The following is a 14,858-nucleotide window of genomic DNA, read 5'->3' as shown; positions in this document are numbered from 1 at the left end:
GGGCGGCCGCGACCGCCGACGCGTCAGAGGTCGAGCACCAGCCGCGTGCAACGGGCGCGCGAGCAGCACGCCATCATGCGCTGGTGCGCTTCGCGCTCGGCTCGGCCGAGCACGCTGTCGCGGTGATCCACCTCGCCTTCGAGCACGCCGACCTCGCAGCTGCCGCACAGGCCTTCCTCGCAATCGCTCTGGACGTCGACGTTCGAGGCGCGCAGCACCTCCAGCAGCGTCTTGTCGGCCGGCACCTGCAGGCGCAGGCCCGAGTTGCGCAGCTCCACCTCGAACGGCCGCTCCTGCGAAGGGTCGAGCCGTCGCGCACCGCCCGAGAAGTGCTCGACGTGCAGGGCCTCTTCCGGCCATCGAGCGGCCAGCCGCTCGAGCTCGCCCAGCATGCGCTCGGGGCCGCAGGCGTAGATGCGGGTGCGCTCGTCGGGCACGGCCAGCAATCGCGACAGGTCGTTGCGCCGCCCCTCTTGGCTCACGTAGAGATGCAGGCGCCCGCCGTGCGCCTCGCGCAGCTCCTGCTCGAAGGCGGCCGCCGCACGGGAGCGGACGCTGTAGTGGATCTCGTAGTCGATGCCCAGCGCCTTGGCGCGGTCGGCCATCGCCATGATGGGTGTGATGCCGATGCCGCCGGCGATGAAGAGCAGTCGAGCGGCCGATTCGTCCAGACGGAAATGGTTGCGCGGCCCGCGCACGCGCAACACGCGGCCGGGTCGGACGTGCTCATGAATCCACGCCGAGCCGCCGCGGCTGGCCGCCTCGCGCTGTACCGCGACGACCCATTCGTCTGCGCGGGCCGCATCGCCGCACAGCGAGTACTGCCGCGACAGCCCCGTCTCGCCGCACTCGATGTCGATGTGCGCGCCGGGGCTCCAGCGCGGCAGGCTGCGCCCATCGGGCGAGGCAAGCCGCAGGCGCACGATGCCCTCGGCCACCGCCTCGACGGCGCGCACGACCAACGGCCGCACCATGTCGCGGGCCACCGGCGCCCCGATGCGCACCGGATGCCTGCTGCCCAGCACCGACGGGTCGCGCCGCTCGGGATTGCGTGCCGGGTCCCATTCCACCCACAGGTGCTGCGGCCCGCGGAACGACACGTTGTGCACGTACTCGAAGCGCTGCGGCGCGAGCCGCATGTGGGGCAGCCTTCGGCTCAGCTCCTCGATCATGATCTGCATCTCCATGCGGCCGATGTTCTTGCCGAGGCACTGGTGGGCACCGAAGCCGAACGTGAGGTGCTCCGCCGAGTTCTCGCGGCGGATGTCGAAGAGGTCCGGGTCGACGAAATGGTCGCCGTCGTGGTTGGCCGAGGCCACCACGAGCAGCAACTTCGACTCGGCGGGGATGGACACGCCGTCGAGCACCACGTCGCGCGTGGCGCGGCGGCGCCAGGAGGCGACCGAGCCGCTGTAGCGCAGGCACTCCTCGACGGCGGGCGAGATCAACGTCGGGTCCTCGCACAGGTCGCGCCAGGCGGTCGGGTGCTGCAGCAGCAGCTTGATCGCGTTGGCCGAGGCGAAGGCGGTCGTCTCGTGCGCGGCCACGATGATGGCCATCATCATCGAGTGCAGGTACGAGTCGGTGATGACGTCGGGATAGAGCTTCTGCTGGCGGATGGAGTAGCGCATCCAGCCGGGCCCGTCGGGCGTGCGGCGCATCTTTTCGAGCACCTCGCCGGCGAACTGCCAGAACTGCCCCACCGTGTGCGCCACCGACACCTGCTCCTCAGGTGAAGGCCGGCCGAAGGCGTTGACCGTGTGCGCGATGGAGAAGCGGCGCATCTTCTCGCGATCTTCCGCATCGACGCCGAGGAAGTGCAGCGCCACTGTGAAGGGCACCTCCCAGAGCAACTGGTCGACCAGGTCCGCGCGGCCGTCGTTCACGAAGCGGTCCACCGCCTTGCGCACCAGCTCGCGCACCATGGGCTCGTGCTCGGCCAGGTGCTCCGGGGTGAAGGGGGCCATCAGCACGCGGCGGCGCGCCATGTGCACCGGCTCGTCCTCGTTGACGAGCGTGCGGTTCATCGCGTAGCCGTACTGCTTGAGCACCTGCAGCGCTTCGTCGGAAGTGGGCGAGATGCGCTCGAGCACGATGGACGGGCTGAAGGTGATGGGATCGCGGAAGATGTCCTTGATCGTCTGGTAGCGCGTCACCACCCAGTAGCCGAGCTTGGGCGCGTAGAACACCGGCTCCTGCTCGCGCGCCCAGCGCACGAACTCGGCCGGGTCCTCCATGTAGGCGTCCTGGAAGGGATCGAACTCGGCCGCCCGGGCGCTGACGGGACAACCGTTGGGCGCGGAGTGACCCGCGTGCGCGACCGGGCACCGCGAAGCGGCGGCCGTGGTGGAGGAACTCATGGATTCCATCGAAGGCTCCTGCGGGAAGGCACTGCAAGCGGACAGCAGGCGCGATGAAGGCAGGCACGACCCGCCCACCAGCGCCAAGGCGGCGCGCCATGCGCCGCCTGACTCGAGGGGCGGTGCGCGGGGTCAGTCCAGCGTGATCTTGAGATCGTGGATGAGCTTGTGCCAGCGGGCGGTTTCCTTGCGCAGCAGCTCGGCGTACTGCGCCGGCGAGTTGCCGACGGGCTCGACGCCGAACTCGACCAAACGCTTGTTCACCTCGGGCTCCTTGATGGTCTCGACCACGCGCTTGTTGAGCGCGGCGACGATGTCGGCCGGCGTGGCCGCGGGCACCACCATGCCCACCAGCGCGGCGGCCTCGACGTTCTTGTAGCCCAGTTCGGCGAAGGTCGGCACGTCCGGCAGCTGCGCCAGTCGGGTCGGGTGGGCCACGGCCAGCGGCTTGAGCTTGCCGCTCTTGATGAAGGAAGCGCCGGCCGCGTAGTCGACCATCATCGCCGGCACCTGCCCGCCCACGACGTCGGCCAGCGCCGGCGCCGCGCCGCGATACGGCACATGCACCATGAACAGACCCGCCTCGACCTTGAGCAACTCCATCGCCAGATGGTGCGGGCTGCCGGCCCCGGCCGAGGCGTAGTTCAGCGAGCCCGGCTTGGCCTTGGCCTTCGCGATGAACTCCTTGGCCGATGCCACGCCGAACTCGGGGTTGACCACCAGGATCATCGGGAACCGACCCATCAGGGTGACCGGTGCGAAATCGCGCGTCGGGTTGTAGGTGAGGGACTTGTACAGCGCCGCGTTGAAGACGAGCGTGCCGTTGTCGGCCGAGAGGACCGTGTAGCCGTCCGCGGGCGAGCGGGCGACATCGGCCGCGGCGATGGCCGTGTTGCCGCCCGGCTTGTTCTCGATCAGCACCGGTTGGCCGATGCGCGCGGACAAGGCCGTGCCGATGGTGCGCGCGAGGAAGTCGGAGCCGCCGCCGGCGGCGTACGGCACCACCCAACGCAGCGGCTTGGACGGGTAGTTCTGCGCCAGTGCGGTGGCAGGCGCCACCAAAGGCAAGGCGAGCAGCAAGGCAGACAGGTACTTCTTCATGGGGCGCTCCTTCTTTGACCGCAGTCAATTACGCTTTGCGCAAGTATGATACGCATTGCGTAATTCCTTGATCCGGATTAACCCGGACCTGACCGCGGCACCCCCGGCGGCTGCGACTGGCTCTAACATTCGCGCCACGCTTCCTGGACTGCCATGCCTCGATCCCATGCCCTTCCCGTCCCGGCCGATGCGCCTCTGGTTCGCGCGCGGCGCCAGCGCGTGCAGGCCGCTGCCACCGGTGTCGCCGTTCTCAAGGGCCTGTCGCGCCTCGACGGCCGTGCGAGCCTCACGGCGCTGGCGGCCCAACTCGGCGAGAGCCCGGCCAAGGTGCACCGCTACCTCCAGAGCCTGGTCGAAGAAGGCCTCGTCGCGCAGGACCCGAGTTCCCAGCACTACTACCTGGGCCCGGAGGCGATCCAGATCGGCATCGCAGCCATGCGGCAGGCAGACCCCCTGCGCGCCGCCGAGCCCGCGCTGGCCCGCCTGCGCGAGCGGCTGGAAGTGACCTGCTTCATTGCCGTGATGGGCAACAAGGGGCCCACCATCGTCCGCTTCGAGGAGCCCGGCCTGCCGGTGACGGTGAACGTGCGCGTCGGCTCGGTCCTGTCGATGCTGTGGTCGGCCACCGGACGCGTCTTCCTCGCGCTGGCGGACGACTCGCGCGTGGAAGCGATGGCGCGCGAGGAACTGGCCTCTGCCACCCCCGAGCAACGCCAGCAACTCGACCCACACGACCCCCTCGGTCGCCTGCGCGAGGAAGTCCGCAGCCTGGGCATGGCCTGCATCCGCGACGTGTACCTTCAAGGGATCAGCGCCGTCGCTGCACCGCTTTACGACCACAGCGGGCGGGTGCGCGCCGTGCTCACCGCCCTCGGGGCCACCGGTGGTTTCGACGCCTCCCCGCAGGGCCCGATCGCGCAAGCCCTTGCCGTCGAGGCGCGCGCGGCGAGCGCCGTTCTCGGTCACCGGCCCTGAGGACCCGCCGGGCACGCGCCGTGGCCCGGTCGCCATCGGCAGGACCTTCCGATCCCTTTGCCCCTTCCGCACCCTCGTCCGTGGAGGCTGCGCGCCGCCGGAATGTTCCGTCGCGCGCCAGGCGCCGGTCTCAGCAAGGCATCTCCGCCCCGCGCCGGGCGTAGTACCACCACGTCAGCGCAATGCACAGCACGTAGAAGGCAAGGAAGAGCAGGAGCGCGGCCTGCGGCCCTCCTGTGGCCGCGATCGAGGTGCCGTAGCTCTTGGGAATGAAGAAGCCGCCATAGGCGCCGAGGGCACCGGCGAACCCGAGGGCCGCGGCCGCCTCGGTGTTGCCCTCCCTCGTGGCCTGCGCACGGGCGGCGGCGTCTGTCGCGCTCACTTCTCTCAGCTTCGAGCTGAGGAAGATCACCGGGATCATCCGGAAGGTCGACCCGTTGCCGATGCCCGTGGTGAAGAACAGCACCAGAAACATCGCGAAGAAGCCCTCGAACCGACCGCCCTCGCCCGGCGAGGACGGCAGGAAGTACAGCACGCCGAGCACCGCGGCGCCCATGAGCACGAAGTTCCACAAGGTGACCCGGGCACCGCCCCACTTGTCCGCCATCCAACCGCCCAGCGGGCGGATGAGCGCGCCGGCCAGGGGACCGAGCCACGCATAGTTGAGCGCGTCCACGGCGGGGAACTGACTGCGGATCAAGAGCGGAAACCCGGCCGCATAGCCGATGAACGAACCGAAGGTGCCGAGGTACAGCACGCACATCAGCCAGGTGTGCTTGTTGCGGAAGATCGCCGCCTGGGCGGCCACGGAGGCCTTCGCGGCTGCGATGTCGTTCATGCCGAACCAGGCGGCGACGGCAGCCAACGCGATGAAGGGCACCCACAGCAACGCCGCGTTCTGCGTCCACACCTGCACGAGCCGCCCGTCGCGCATCAGCTCCTGGGGCTCGCCGCCCAGCGCCCCGAACACGCTGGCCGAGACGACCAGGGGGCTGAGCAACTGCACGGCCGAGACGCCGAGATTCCCCAACCCGGCATTGATGCCCAGCGCGGCGCCCTTGCGCTCCTTCGGGAAGAAGAAGCTGATGTTGGCCATGCTGGAGCTGAAGTTGCCGCCGCCGAAGCCGCACAGCAACGCCAGCACGAGCATGACCGGATAGGGCGTCTGCGGGTACTGCACGGCCACGCCGATGCCGAGCGCAGGAATGAGGAGCGACGCGGTGGACAGGGCCGTCCATCGCCGGCCACCGACCAGCGGCACCATGAAGGAGTAGAAGATTCTGAGCGTGGCGCCCGACAGTGCCGGCGCCGCCGCCAACCAGAACAGCTGATTCGTCGTGTAGCGAAAGCCGAGTGCCGGCAAACTCACCGCGACCACGCTCCACAACTGCCAGACGGCGAAGGCGAGGAACAGCGCCGGCACCGAGATCCACAGATTGCGCCGCGCCACCGCCTGGCCGGTGCGCTGCCAGAAGGCCGGGTCGTCGGGCGTCCACTCCTGCAGCACACGCCCGGCGCGGGCGCTGGGCTGGCGTGCCGTCGTGGTCTTGGCCATGGCGCGCCCGCTCAGAACAACAGGATGTACACCGCGACGGCCAGGCAGATCAGGCCGACCACCGCCCAGATCCAGGGCCAGCTGCGGCCTTCGTTCGGGTCCTGCACCGAGACGGACTTCATCGGGTCGGTACCCTCGAAGTGCGTGCCGTGCGAAGTGTCGATCTCACGCTTGAGCGCGGGGTTCAGCGGGGCCTCGGGGCCGCGCGGATCATTCGACCGGGTGGCCATGGGACGTCCTTTCCTCGAAGGCGAGTTTCCAGCGCACCATGTACTCCAGGCAGGCGAGCGCCGGGTCCACGCTGCCCTGCAGGCGCGAGATGAGCGTGCTCCACGCCGCGTCGTCGGCCAGGCGGTCGAACTCGATCGCCGCCGCGCGGGCGAAGCCCCCGGGCGAGAGGCCCCGCTCGGCGAGACGCGCGGTCACGTCGGACGGCAACAGCGGCGCCAGGCGCTGCGTGTCGCGCAGGAGTTGGCCGAGCACCACCATCAGCCGAGCTCCGCTTCGATGGCCGCCGGGTCGATGCGCACGCCGCGGATGTCCGCTCCCGACACCAGGCCAGCGACGAACCTCACCGCGCTCACCGTCCACGCGCGGGCCGCGAGCATGTCGGCAATGCGCTCCTTCACCATCTCGAAGGGCAGCACGCGGCCCTCGATGCGGCGGTGCAGGCGCACCACGTGCCAGCCGAAACGCGAGCGCACGGGGCTCGGCGCCGTGGTGCCGGGGTGCAGGCGCTCCAGCGCCTCCTGCACCACGGGCAGCAGCTCGCCGCGTCGCACCTGCCCGAGCGAGCCTCCTTGCGCAGCCGTGGGGCACCGCGAGCAGCGTCGCGCCGCTTCTGCGAAGGCTTGAGCGTCGTCCCCCACTTGCGCGATCAACGCGCGGGCTTGCGCCTCGGCCGCCTGCCACGCCTTCTCGTCATGCCCCGCAGGCTCGATCAGGATGTGGGCAGCCTCGAACAGCTCCGGTGTGCGAAAGCGCTCGATGCGGCTGTCGTAGTACCGCCGGCACTCCGCCTCCTCCGGCTGCGGCGGGGCCGCGTACAGCGCGAGCAGTTCGCGGATGAGCGCCTCCTCCGGCACCTCGACGCGCCCTTGCTCGTCCACCTCCGCCGTCGCCGTGACACCCCGGCGCCGGGCCTCCTGCAACAGCAGTTCGCGGATGACGAGCGCCTGCGCGGCGGCCCGCCACGCCGCTCGGGGATCGGGCGCCGGGTGTTGCTGCATCTCGAGTGCGATCGCCTCGGCGTCGATCTCCACGCCGTTGACACTCACCGGGGCGCCCACCTCCATCGGCTCGGCGCCCGCCCGGGCCGGGGCCGGGGCCGGACCGCAGCCGCATCCGCCGCTGGCGCAGGCGCTGGGCAGCTCGGGCGCGCGCGAGGGCACGATCGGCCGGATCGGGATGGTGATGCCCGTGGTCATGTCGGTTGCCCGCTCTGGGCCTTCGCCCGGCCGATGGCATCGCTGTAGTAGGGCGCAGGCCCCAGGCTCCCCGGCGCGCTGCCCGTGGCGCGCGACGGCGGCAGCGGCGTGCGCGTGCGGGCGATCTGGTAGCCGGGGCGGAACAGGAACCAGATCGGCGCGCTCCAGATGTGCACGAGCCGCGTGAACGGCGTGATCAGGAACAGCAGCAAGCCGAGCACGATGTGCAGCTTGAAGATGAGCCCCACCTCGTCCAGCTGACCGGCCGCCTGCGGGTCGAAGGTCAGGATCGCGTGGGCCCAACCCATCAGCTGCACCATCTCGCGGCCGTCCAGGTGCTGCATGCTCCAGTAGATGGTGCCCACCCCCATCAGCAGCTGGAGCCAGATCAGCACGAGCACTGCGATGTCGCCGAACGACGAGCTGCGGCGGATGCGAGGGTCGAAGAGCCGGCGGTGCAGCAGCAAGGTGCAGCCGATCAGCGCGCTCAGGCCCGCGATGCCACCCACCAGCATCGCCATCATCTGCTTCGTCTGGTTGGTGATGCCGATCTTGTGGAACACGCCGATCGGCGTGAGCAGCCCGACGAAGTGCCCGACGAACAGCACGATGACGCCGAGGTGAAAGAGGTTCGAGCCGAGGATCATCTGCCGGCGCCGCAGGAACTGGCTCGACTGCGAGCGCCAGCTGTACTGGTCCTTGTCGAAGCGCAGGATGCTGCCCACCACCATCACCGTCACGGCGATGTAAGGAAACCATCCGAACGCCAGTTGGTTGAGGAAGTCTTCCATGGCTCGTCGCTCCTCATGGGGAAGTGGGACCACCCGGTGCCACACGGGAAAGCACCGGCGCGGGAGTGGAGAACGTGACCGGCCGCTCCTGCCAGAGATCGTCGAGAGCCTGTGCCTCCTGGGCCCCCAGCTGCGCCCGCACCGCCGCCACGAGTTCAGGGTCCCCTTGCGCCCCCGACAGGATCACGAGCGCGTCGAACACCGCCGCATACCGCGCATCGCGCGTCTTGAGACGCTCGCGCAGCGCCTCGAGCACGTGCACCGGCTGCGCCAGCCACTCGCGCGCCTGGCGCGGCGGCAGAAACGACAGGAACTCCAGGAAGAGCGGCAGGTAGTCGGGCAACTCTTGGGCGTCGATCATCAGCCCGTGCGCGGCGTACTGCTCGGCCAGGTCGATCAGCGCCTGGCCCCTGGCACGGCTCTCACCGTGCACATGCTCGAACAGATGCAGCGACAAGGCCCGAGAGCCGTCGAAGAGCTCGCTGTAGGCCGCCTGCAGCTCCAGCAGTTCACGCTGCTCGAGCTCGCGCAGCAAGGGCTCGAGGGCCTGTCGTACCGCCGGCGGCAGTGCCCTTTCGGCATCCAGCGCGCCCCGCAGGGCCGCCACCGACTCGCACAACACCTGCGACGGGTAGCCCAGCAAGAGGCTCAGACACTTCAGCGTGCGTTTCATGTCGGCGCATCCATGTGGGGGTGGCGCGGCGTGTGCTTGGGCCCGCCCCCGAAGAGGTTGACGCCCGTACGCCCTTCGGTCTGCTCGCGAAAGCCGAAGCCCGTCGAGCCACGCAGCCAGTAGGCGTCCTCCTCGAACTCCCGCCGCACCGTCGGGATGACGTAGCGGTCCTCGTAGTTGGCGATGGCCATGAGCTGATACATCTCCTCGATGACCTCGCCCGTCAAGCCCACGCGCTCGGCGATGCGCGGGTCGATGCGTCCTTCCACCCGCTTGCTGCGCATGTAGGCGCGCATCGCCAGCATGCGCTCCAGCGCGTTGACGATGGGCGTTTCGTCGCCTGCGGTGAGCAGGTTGGCTAGGTACTTCACCGGAATGCGCAGCGAGCGCACGTCGGGCATGCCGTCGCGCGCCGAGAGCTTGCCCGCATCGGCCGCGGCCTGAATGGGCGACAGCGGCGGGACGTACCACACCATCGGCAGCGTGCGGTACTCCGGATGCAGCGGGAAGGCCACCTTCCAGTCCTTGGCCATCTTGTAGACGGGCGAGCGGATCGCCGCCTCGATCCACTGGGCGGGCACGCCGTCGCGCAGCGCCTGCTGCTGCACCTGCGGGTCCTTGGGGTCGAGGAAGATGTCGAGCTGGGCCTGGTAGAGCCGGCGCGGGTCTTCGACGGCCGCGGCCTCGGCGATACGGTCGGCGTCGTACAGCACCACCCCCAGGTAGCGGATGCGGCCCACGCACGTCTCGGAGCACACCGTGGGCTGGCCCGTCTCGATGCGCGGGAAGCAGAAGATGCACTTCTCGCTCTTGCCGGTGGACCAGTTGTAGTAGATCTTCTTGTAGGGGCAGCCCGAGACGCACATGCGCCAGCCGCGGCATTTCTCCTGATCGATCAGGACGATGCCGTCCTCCACGCGCTTGTAGATCGCCCCCGACGGGCACGCCGCCAGGCACGAAGGATTGAGGCAGTGCTCGCACAGCCGGGGCAGGTACATGAGGAACGTCTGCTCGAACTGCCCGTAGATCTCCTTTTCGATGCCGGCGAAGTTCTGGTCGCGCGAACGCTTCTCGAACTCGCCGCCCAGCATGTCTTCCCAGTTGCCGCTCCACTCGATCTTGTCGAGCACCTCGCCCGTGACCAGCGATCGCGGCTTGGCCACCGGTTGCGCCTGCAGCTCGCCCGCGCCTTGCAGCCAGCCGTAGTCGTACGTGTACGGCTCGTAGAAGTCGTCGATCTCGGGCAGGTGCGGGTTGGCGAAGATCTTCGCCAGGATGCGCCACTTGGAGCCCAGGCGCGGCTCGATGCGGCCGTTGGACTTGCGCACCCAGCCGCCCTTCCAGCGCTCCTGGTTCTCCCAGTCCTTCGGATAGCCGATGCCCGGCTTGGACTCGACGTTGTTGTACCAGGCGTACTCCTGCCCCTCGCGGTTCGTCCAGACGTTCTTGCAGGTGATCGAGCAGGTGTGACAGCCGATGCACTTGTCGAGGTTCAGGACCATGGGGATCTGGGCCCGTACTTTCATTCGCGCACCTCCTTCGCCGTGTGGAGGGGGCGCCCGCCGGTGCCCCAGTCGGGCGAACCGGCGGACGCGGGCATCGCGTCGTCGGCCGCCTTGTCGAACCAGTTGATCTCGTTCATCTTGCGCACGATCACGAACTCGTCGCGGTTCGCGCCGACCGTGCCGTAATAGTTGAAGCCGTAGGCGAGCTGCGCATAGCCGCCGATCATGTGCGTCGGCTTCATGTTGATGCGCGTGACCGAGTTGTGGATGCCGCCGCGCTGACCCGTGATCTCCGAGCCGACCACGTTCACCAGCTTCTCCTGCGCGTGGTACATGAGCGCCGAGCCGGGCATGATGCGCTGCGAGACGATGGCGCGCGCCGTGAGCGCGCCGTTGATGTTGAAGACCTCGATCCAATCGTTGTCCTCGATGCCCGCGGCGCGGGCGTCCTGCTCGCTGATCCACACCGTCGGCCCGCCACGGCTGAGCGAGAGCATGATGAGCGACTCGGTGTAGGTGGAGTGGATGCCCCACTTCTGGTGGGGCGTGAGGATGTTGAGCTGGATCTCCTTGTTGCCGTTGGGCAGCTTGCCCATCACCTGCCGCACCGTGCGGGTGTCGATCGGCGGGCGCCAGGTGACCAGCGCCTCCCCGAAAGCGCGCATCCAGTGGTGGTCCTGATAGAGCGACTGCCGGCCGGTCAGCGTGCGCCAGGGGATCAGTTCGTGCACGTTGGTCCACCCCGCGTTGTACGAGATGTGCTCGTGCTCGATGCCCGACCAGATCGGCGACGAGATGATCTTGCGCGGCTGAGCCACCACGTCGCGGAAGCGGATCTTCTCGTCCGTCTTGCCTTCGGCCAGGTGCAGGTGGTTGCGGCCCGTCGCCTTGCCCAGCGACTCCCACGCCTTGACGGCCACCTCGCCGTTCGTCTCCGGCGCGAGCGAGAGTATCGTCTCGCACGCGTCGATGTCGGTCTCCATGCGCGGCCGCCCCGCCGCCGGGCCGCTCGCGACCACGCCGTTGAGCGAGCGCAGCGATTCGATCTCGTGCGTCGTGTCCCAGCTCAGGCCCTTGGCGCCGTTGCCCAGCTTCTCGAGCAGCGGCCCCACCGAGATGAAGCGCGCATACGTCTCGGGGTAATTGCGCTCGACCAAGTGCAGGCCGCCCATCGTCTTGCCCGGGATGGGCTCGCACTCCCCACGGCCCCAGTCGCGCGGCTCGAAGGGCTGCGCCAACTCGCTCTTGGTGTCGTGCAGCAGGGGTTGCAGCACCAGGTCGTGCTCCACGCCCAGCACCTCCGGGGCCACCTCGGAGAACTTCTGCGCGATGCCGCGGAAGATGTTCCAGTCCGTGCGGCTTTCCCAGGCCGGGTCCACCGCGGCGGTGAGCGGGTGGATGAACGGGTGCATGTCCGAGGTGTTGAGGTCGTGTTTCTCGTACCACGTCGCGGTGGGCAGCACGATGTCCGAGTAGATGCTCGTCGTGGACATGCGGAAGTCCACGTTCACCATGAGGTCGAGCTTGCCGATCGGCGCCTCTTCGCGCCACACCACCTCGCGCGGCTTCTGGATGCCGGCCCGCTCGTCGTCGGTGCCCACCACCCCGTGCATCGAGCCCACCAGGTGCTTGAGGAAGTACTCGTGCCCCTTGCCGCTCGCGCCCAGCACGTTCGAGCGCCAGAAGAACATGTTGCGCGGCCAGTTGAGCGGGTCGTCGGGGTCGGTGCTGGCGTACTTCAGTTCGCCGGACTTGAGCATCGCCGGCACCGCCACGTTCGGGTCGGCGCCCGCTTCGCGCAGGCGGCGGCCGAGGTCCAGCGGGTTGGCATTGAAGTGCGGCGCCGACGGCAGCCACCCCATGCGCTCGGCGCGCACGTTGAAGTCGATGATCGCGCCCGTCCAGTCACCGGGCGGCGCGGTGGGCGAGAGGATGTCGTCGATGCGCAGCGTCTCGTAGCGCCACTGGTCGGTGTGCGAGTAGAAGAAGCTCGTGCCGTTCATCTGCCGCGCCGGGCGCACCCAGTCCAGCGCGAAGGCGATCGGCAGCCAGCCGCTGGCCGGCCGCAGCTTCTCCTGCCCCACGTAGTGCGCCCAGCCGCCACCCGACTGGCCCACGCACCCGCACATCACGAGCAACGCGATGATCGCGCGGTAGCTCATGTCCATGTGGTACCAGTGGTTCAGGCCGGCACCCAGGATCACCATGGACTTGCCCTGCGTCTTCTCGGCGTTGTCGGCGAACTCGCGGGCCACCTGCACGATGTGCTCGCGCGGCACGCCGGTGATGCGCTCCGCCCAGGCCGGCGTGAACGGCACGTCCTCGTCGTAGTGGCGCGCCACGTGCTCGCCGCCGAAGCCCCGGTCCAGCCCGTAGTTGGCGCACAGCAGGTCGAACACGGTGGCCGCGAGCGCGCGCTTGCCGTCGGCCAGCTCCACCTCCCGCACCGGCACCTGCCGCAGCAGGATCTCGGGGTGCTGCGTCGCGACGAAGGTGTGCGGCGCCTGGCTGCCGAAGTACGGGAAAGCCACGGGCACGATGCGGTCGTGCGCGTCGGCCAGCGTCTTGCGCAGCCTCACCTCGCGGCCTTGGCTGTCGCGCTCCTCCAGGTTCCACTTGCCCTGCTCGCCCCAGCGGAAGCCCGCCGAGCCCCGCGGCACCACCACCTCGCCGCTCACCTCGTCGAGGGCCACCGGCTTCCACTCCGGGTTGTTGGCCTCGCCGAGCAGGCCCCCGAAGTCCGACGCTCGCAGCAGCCGGTCGGGCACCAGCCCGCGCTCGGACTCCACCAGGCGCACCAGCATCGGAAAGTCCGAGTACCGCCGCGTGTAGTCGTCGAAGTAGGCGGCCTTGCGGTCCAGGTGGAACTCGCGGAGCACCACGTGGCCGAAGGCCAGCGCGAGCGCCGCGTCGGTGCCCTGCTTCGGGTGCAGCCACATGTCCGAGAACTTCGCGGCCTCGTTGTAGTCCGGCGCGATCACCACGCTCTTGGTGCCCCGGTAGCGCGACTCCGCATAGAAGTGCGCATCCGGTGCCCGCGTCATCGGGATGTTGGAGCCCCACACGAGCAGGAAGCCCGCGTTGTACCAGTCGGCGCTTTCGGGCACGTCCGTCTGCTCGCCCCAGGTTTGCGGGCTCGAGGGCGGCAGGTCGCAATACCAGTCGTAGAAGCTCAGCAGGTTGCCGCCGATGAGCGACAGATAGCGGCTGCCCGCCGCATACGAGACCATCGACATCGCCGGAATGGGCGAGAACCCGGCGATGCGGTCCGGGCCGTACTTGCGGATCGTGTAGGCATTGGCGGCCGCGATGATCTCGTTGACCTCGTCCCACGACGCGCGCACGAAGCCGCCACGCCCCCGTCGCGACACCCAGTCGCGGCGTTTCCCGGCATCCTCGACGATGCTGGCCCAGGCAGCGACCGGCGTGCGGGTCGAGCGCGCCTCTCGCCAGTGCTTGAGCAGCCGCGCGCGTACCAGCGGGTACTTGATGCGTGTGCCGGAATACAGGTACCAGCTGTAGCTCGCCCCCCGGGGGCAGCCGCGCGGCTCGTGGTTCGGCAGATCGGGGCGCGTGCGAGGGTAGTCCGTCTGCTGCGTTTCCCACGTGACGATGCCGCCTTTGACGTAAATCTTCCAAGAGCACGAGCCGGTGCAGTTGACGCCATGGGTCGAGCGCACGATCTTGTCGGCCGCCCAGCGCTTGCGGTAGGCGTCTTCCCAGGCCCTGCTCTCGCTCGTCGTGATGCCGTGACCGTCGGCAAACGTTTCCCGCACATGGCGGAAGTAGGTGATGCGGTCCAGAAGATGGCTCACTGGCTGGCACTCCCCGAGGAGAACGTGGCTGTGAAGTCGGGCGAGGTCCCGCGGATGAGGAGAAGATCGACCCGGCGTGCTGCGAAGACAGCAATCGGCATTCCGTGCAGGTCGTTACACCCACCGGTCGATCTCGACGAAGACGATCAGCAAGGCCGCGTTGATGGCCCATGCGACGGTCAGAGCCCGCGCCATGCCGCCGTAGTAGGGGCGGCGCGCATTGGGGGCGCAGCGCCAGATCGACACCAGGATCCACGCGGTGTACGGCACGAAGGCGAGCACGAGGAATTGGCGCAGCGGGCTGCCCCCGTCCTCACGCAGCGCGAGCCAGACGTACAACAGCGTGACGAGCGTGCTGAGCAGTACGCCGTAGAGCCAGAACACCTTGCCCAAGGGGAGCCGGCCTTGCCATGCGGCGCTCAGTGCCATGACGATGCTCCTGCGACCCGGATCCCCGAGCCGGAGCAATTCTCCTGCCCACCCGGCATCCGCAGGTCCCAGCCCGAAAGCCAGCCGAAAAGCAAAAGGGGCGGGTCTTTCGACCAACCCCTTCGTGCCATGGATGTTCTGGTGGGCCCTGTAGGATTCGAACCTACGACCTACGGATTAAGAGTCCGCTGCTCTACCAACTGAGCTAAGAGCCCAAGCCTTGCCAC

12 protein-coding genes and 1 tRNA gene are annotated in these 14,858 nt (G+C 68.8%); 1 reads left to right on the top strand and 12 read right to left on the bottom strand.

The genetic code is table 11. From position 1 onward, the window contains the following. Positions 1-23: 23 nt before the first annotated feature. Positions 24-2,360: a cytochrome P450/oxidoreductase gene (locus tag OMP39_RS05375; RefSeq protein WP_264893777.1), complete on the bottom strand. Its 2,337-nt coding sequence runs from the start codon at positions 2,358-2,360 to the stop codon at positions 24-26. Between the two features lie 132 nt (positions 2,361-2,492). Beyond that, positions 2,493-3,461: a Bug family tripartite tricarboxylate transporter substrate binding protein gene (locus tag OMP39_RS05370; RefSeq protein ID WP_264893776.1), complete on the bottom strand. Its 969-nt coding sequence runs from the start codon at positions 3,459-3,461 to the stop codon at positions 2,493-2,495. A gap of 153 nt (positions 3,462-3,614) precedes the next feature. Between OMP39_RS05370 and OMP39_RS05365 the strand changes: the two genes are divergently transcribed. Continuing rightward, positions 3,615-4,436, top strand: a complete 822-nt coding sequence (locus tag OMP39_RS05365) for an IclR family transcriptional regulator (RefSeq protein WP_264893775.1) — start codon at positions 3,615-3,617, stop codon at positions 4,434-4,436. Positions 4,437-4,566: 130 nt separating this feature from the next. On the opposite strand, the gene OMP39_RS05360 is transcribed toward OMP39_RS05365, so the two are convergent. The 10 genes from OMP39_RS05360 to OMP39_RS05315 all read right to left on the bottom strand — a co-directional run bounded on the left by OMP39_RS05360 (position 4,567) and on the right by OMP39_RS05315 (position 14,846). Further along, complete coding sequence (locus OMP39_RS05360; protein ID WP_264893774.1) at positions 4,567-5,991, bottom strand: NarK family nitrate/nitrite MFS transporter; 1,425 nt, start codon at positions 5,989-5,991, stop codon at positions 4,567-4,569. An 11-nt stretch (positions 5,992-6,002) separates the two neighbouring features. Next, positions 6,003-6,221 carry a hypothetical protein gene (locus OMP39_RS05355; RefSeq protein ID WP_264893773.1) on the bottom strand — a complete coding sequence of 73 codons (219 nt, stop codon included), beginning with the start codon at positions 6,219-6,221 and terminating at the stop codon, positions 6,003-6,005. Further along, positions 6,202-6,480, bottom strand: a complete 279-nt coding sequence (locus OMP39_RS05350; protein WP_264893771.1) for a hypothetical protein — start codon at positions 6,478-6,480, stop codon at positions 6,202-6,204. Before OMP39_RS05350 ends, OMP39_RS05355 begins: the two co-directional genes overlap by 20 nt. Next, positions 6,480-7,418 (bottom strand): peptidylprolyl isomerase, encoded by a 939-nt coding sequence (locus OMP39_RS05345; RefSeq protein ID WP_264893769.1) that lies wholly within the window; start codon positions 7,416-7,418, stop codon positions 6,480-6,482. Before OMP39_RS05345 ends, OMP39_RS05350 begins: the two co-directional genes overlap by 1 nt. Next, complete coding sequence (gene narI, locus OMP39_RS05340; protein WP_264893767.1) at positions 7,415-8,209, bottom strand: respiratory nitrate reductase subunit gamma; 795 nt, start codon at positions 8,207-8,209, stop codon at positions 7,415-7,417. Before narI ends, OMP39_RS05345 begins: the two co-directional genes overlap by 4 nt. A 13-nt stretch (positions 8,210-8,222) precedes the next feature. Further along, entirely contained in the window at positions 8,223-8,882 is a 660-nt protein-coding gene (gene narJ / locus OMP39_RS05335) for a nitrate reductase molybdenum cofactor assembly chaperone (protein WP_264893765.1), read from the bottom strand. Next, positions 8,879-10,408 (bottom strand): nitrate reductase subunit beta, encoded by a 1,530-nt coding sequence (narH, locus tag OMP39_RS05330; protein WP_264893763.1) that lies wholly within the window; start codon positions 10,406-10,408, stop codon positions 8,879-8,881. The genes narJ and narH overlap by 4 nt, the downstream gene beginning before the upstream one ends. Next, positions 10,405-14,202, bottom strand: coding sequence for a nitrate reductase subunit alpha (locus OMP39_RS05325; RefSeq protein ID WP_264893761.1), 3,798 nt, complete (start codon positions 14,200-14,202; stop codon positions 10,405-10,407). Before OMP39_RS05325 ends, narH begins: the two co-directional genes overlap by 4 nt. Before the next feature lie 114 nt (positions 14,203-14,316). Further along, entirely contained in the window at positions 14,317-14,631 is a 315-nt protein-coding gene (locus tag OMP39_RS05320; RefSeq protein WP_264893760.1) for a hypothetical protein, read from the bottom strand. Positions 14,632-14,770: 139 nt separating this feature from the next. Continuing rightward, a tRNA-Lys gene (locus tag OMP39_RS05315) sits at positions 14,771-14,846 on the bottom strand. Positions 14,847-14,858: the final 12 nt, after the last annotated feature.

This window comes from Schlegelella aquatica (assembly GCF_026013905.1).
GTDB classification, from domain to species: domain Bacteria; phylum Pseudomonadota; class Gammaproteobacteria; order Burkholderiales; family Burkholderiaceae_C; genus Caldimonas; species Caldimonas aquatica.
This window is presented reverse-complemented; position numbering and strand designations above follow the sequence as displayed.

Excerpts from the sequence above, each read along its gene's own strand:
- OMP39_RS05375 (WP_264893777.1), bottom strand. The coding sequence starts at position 2,360 with ATGAGTTCCTCCACCACGGCCGCCGCTTCGCGGTGCCCGGTCGCGCAC.
- OMP39_RS05370 (WP_264893776.1), bottom strand. The coding sequence starts at position 3,461 with ATGAAGAAGTACCTGTCTGCCTTGCTGCTCGCCTTGCCTTTGGTGGCG.
- OMP39_RS05365 (WP_264893775.1), top strand. The coding sequence starts at position 3,615 with ATGCCTCGATCCCATGCCCTTCCCGTCCCGGCCGATGCGCCTCTGGTT.
- OMP39_RS05360 (WP_264893774.1), bottom strand. The coding sequence starts at position 5,991 with ATGGCCAAGACCACGACGGCACGCCAGCCCAGCGCCCGCGCCGGGCGT.
- OMP39_RS05355 (WP_264893773.1), bottom strand. The coding sequence starts at position 6,221 with ATGGCCACCCGGTCGAATGATCCGCGCGGCCCCGAGGCCCCGCTGAAC.
- OMP39_RS05350 (WP_264893771.1), bottom strand. The coding sequence starts at position 6,480 with ATGGTGGTGCTCGGCCAACTCCTGCGCGACACGCAGCGCCTGGCGCCG.
- OMP39_RS05345 (WP_264893769.1), bottom strand. The coding sequence starts at position 7,418 with ATGACCACGGGCATCACCATCCCGATCCGGCCGATCGTGCCCTCGCGC.
- narI (WP_264893767.1), bottom strand. The coding sequence starts at position 8,209 with ATGGAAGACTTCCTCAACCAACTGGCGTTCGGATGGTTTCCTTACATC.
- narJ (WP_264893765.1), bottom strand. The coding sequence starts at position 8,882 with ATGAAACGCACGCTGAAGTGTCTGAGCCTCTTGCTGGGCTACCCGTCG.
- narH (WP_264893763.1), bottom strand. The coding sequence starts at position 10,408 with ATGAAAGTACGGGCCCAGATCCCCATGGTCCTGAACCTCGACAAGTGC.
- OMP39_RS05320 (WP_264893760.1), bottom strand. The coding sequence starts at position 14,631 with ATGGCACTGAGCGCCGCATGGCAAGGCCGGCTCCCCTTGGGCAAGGTG.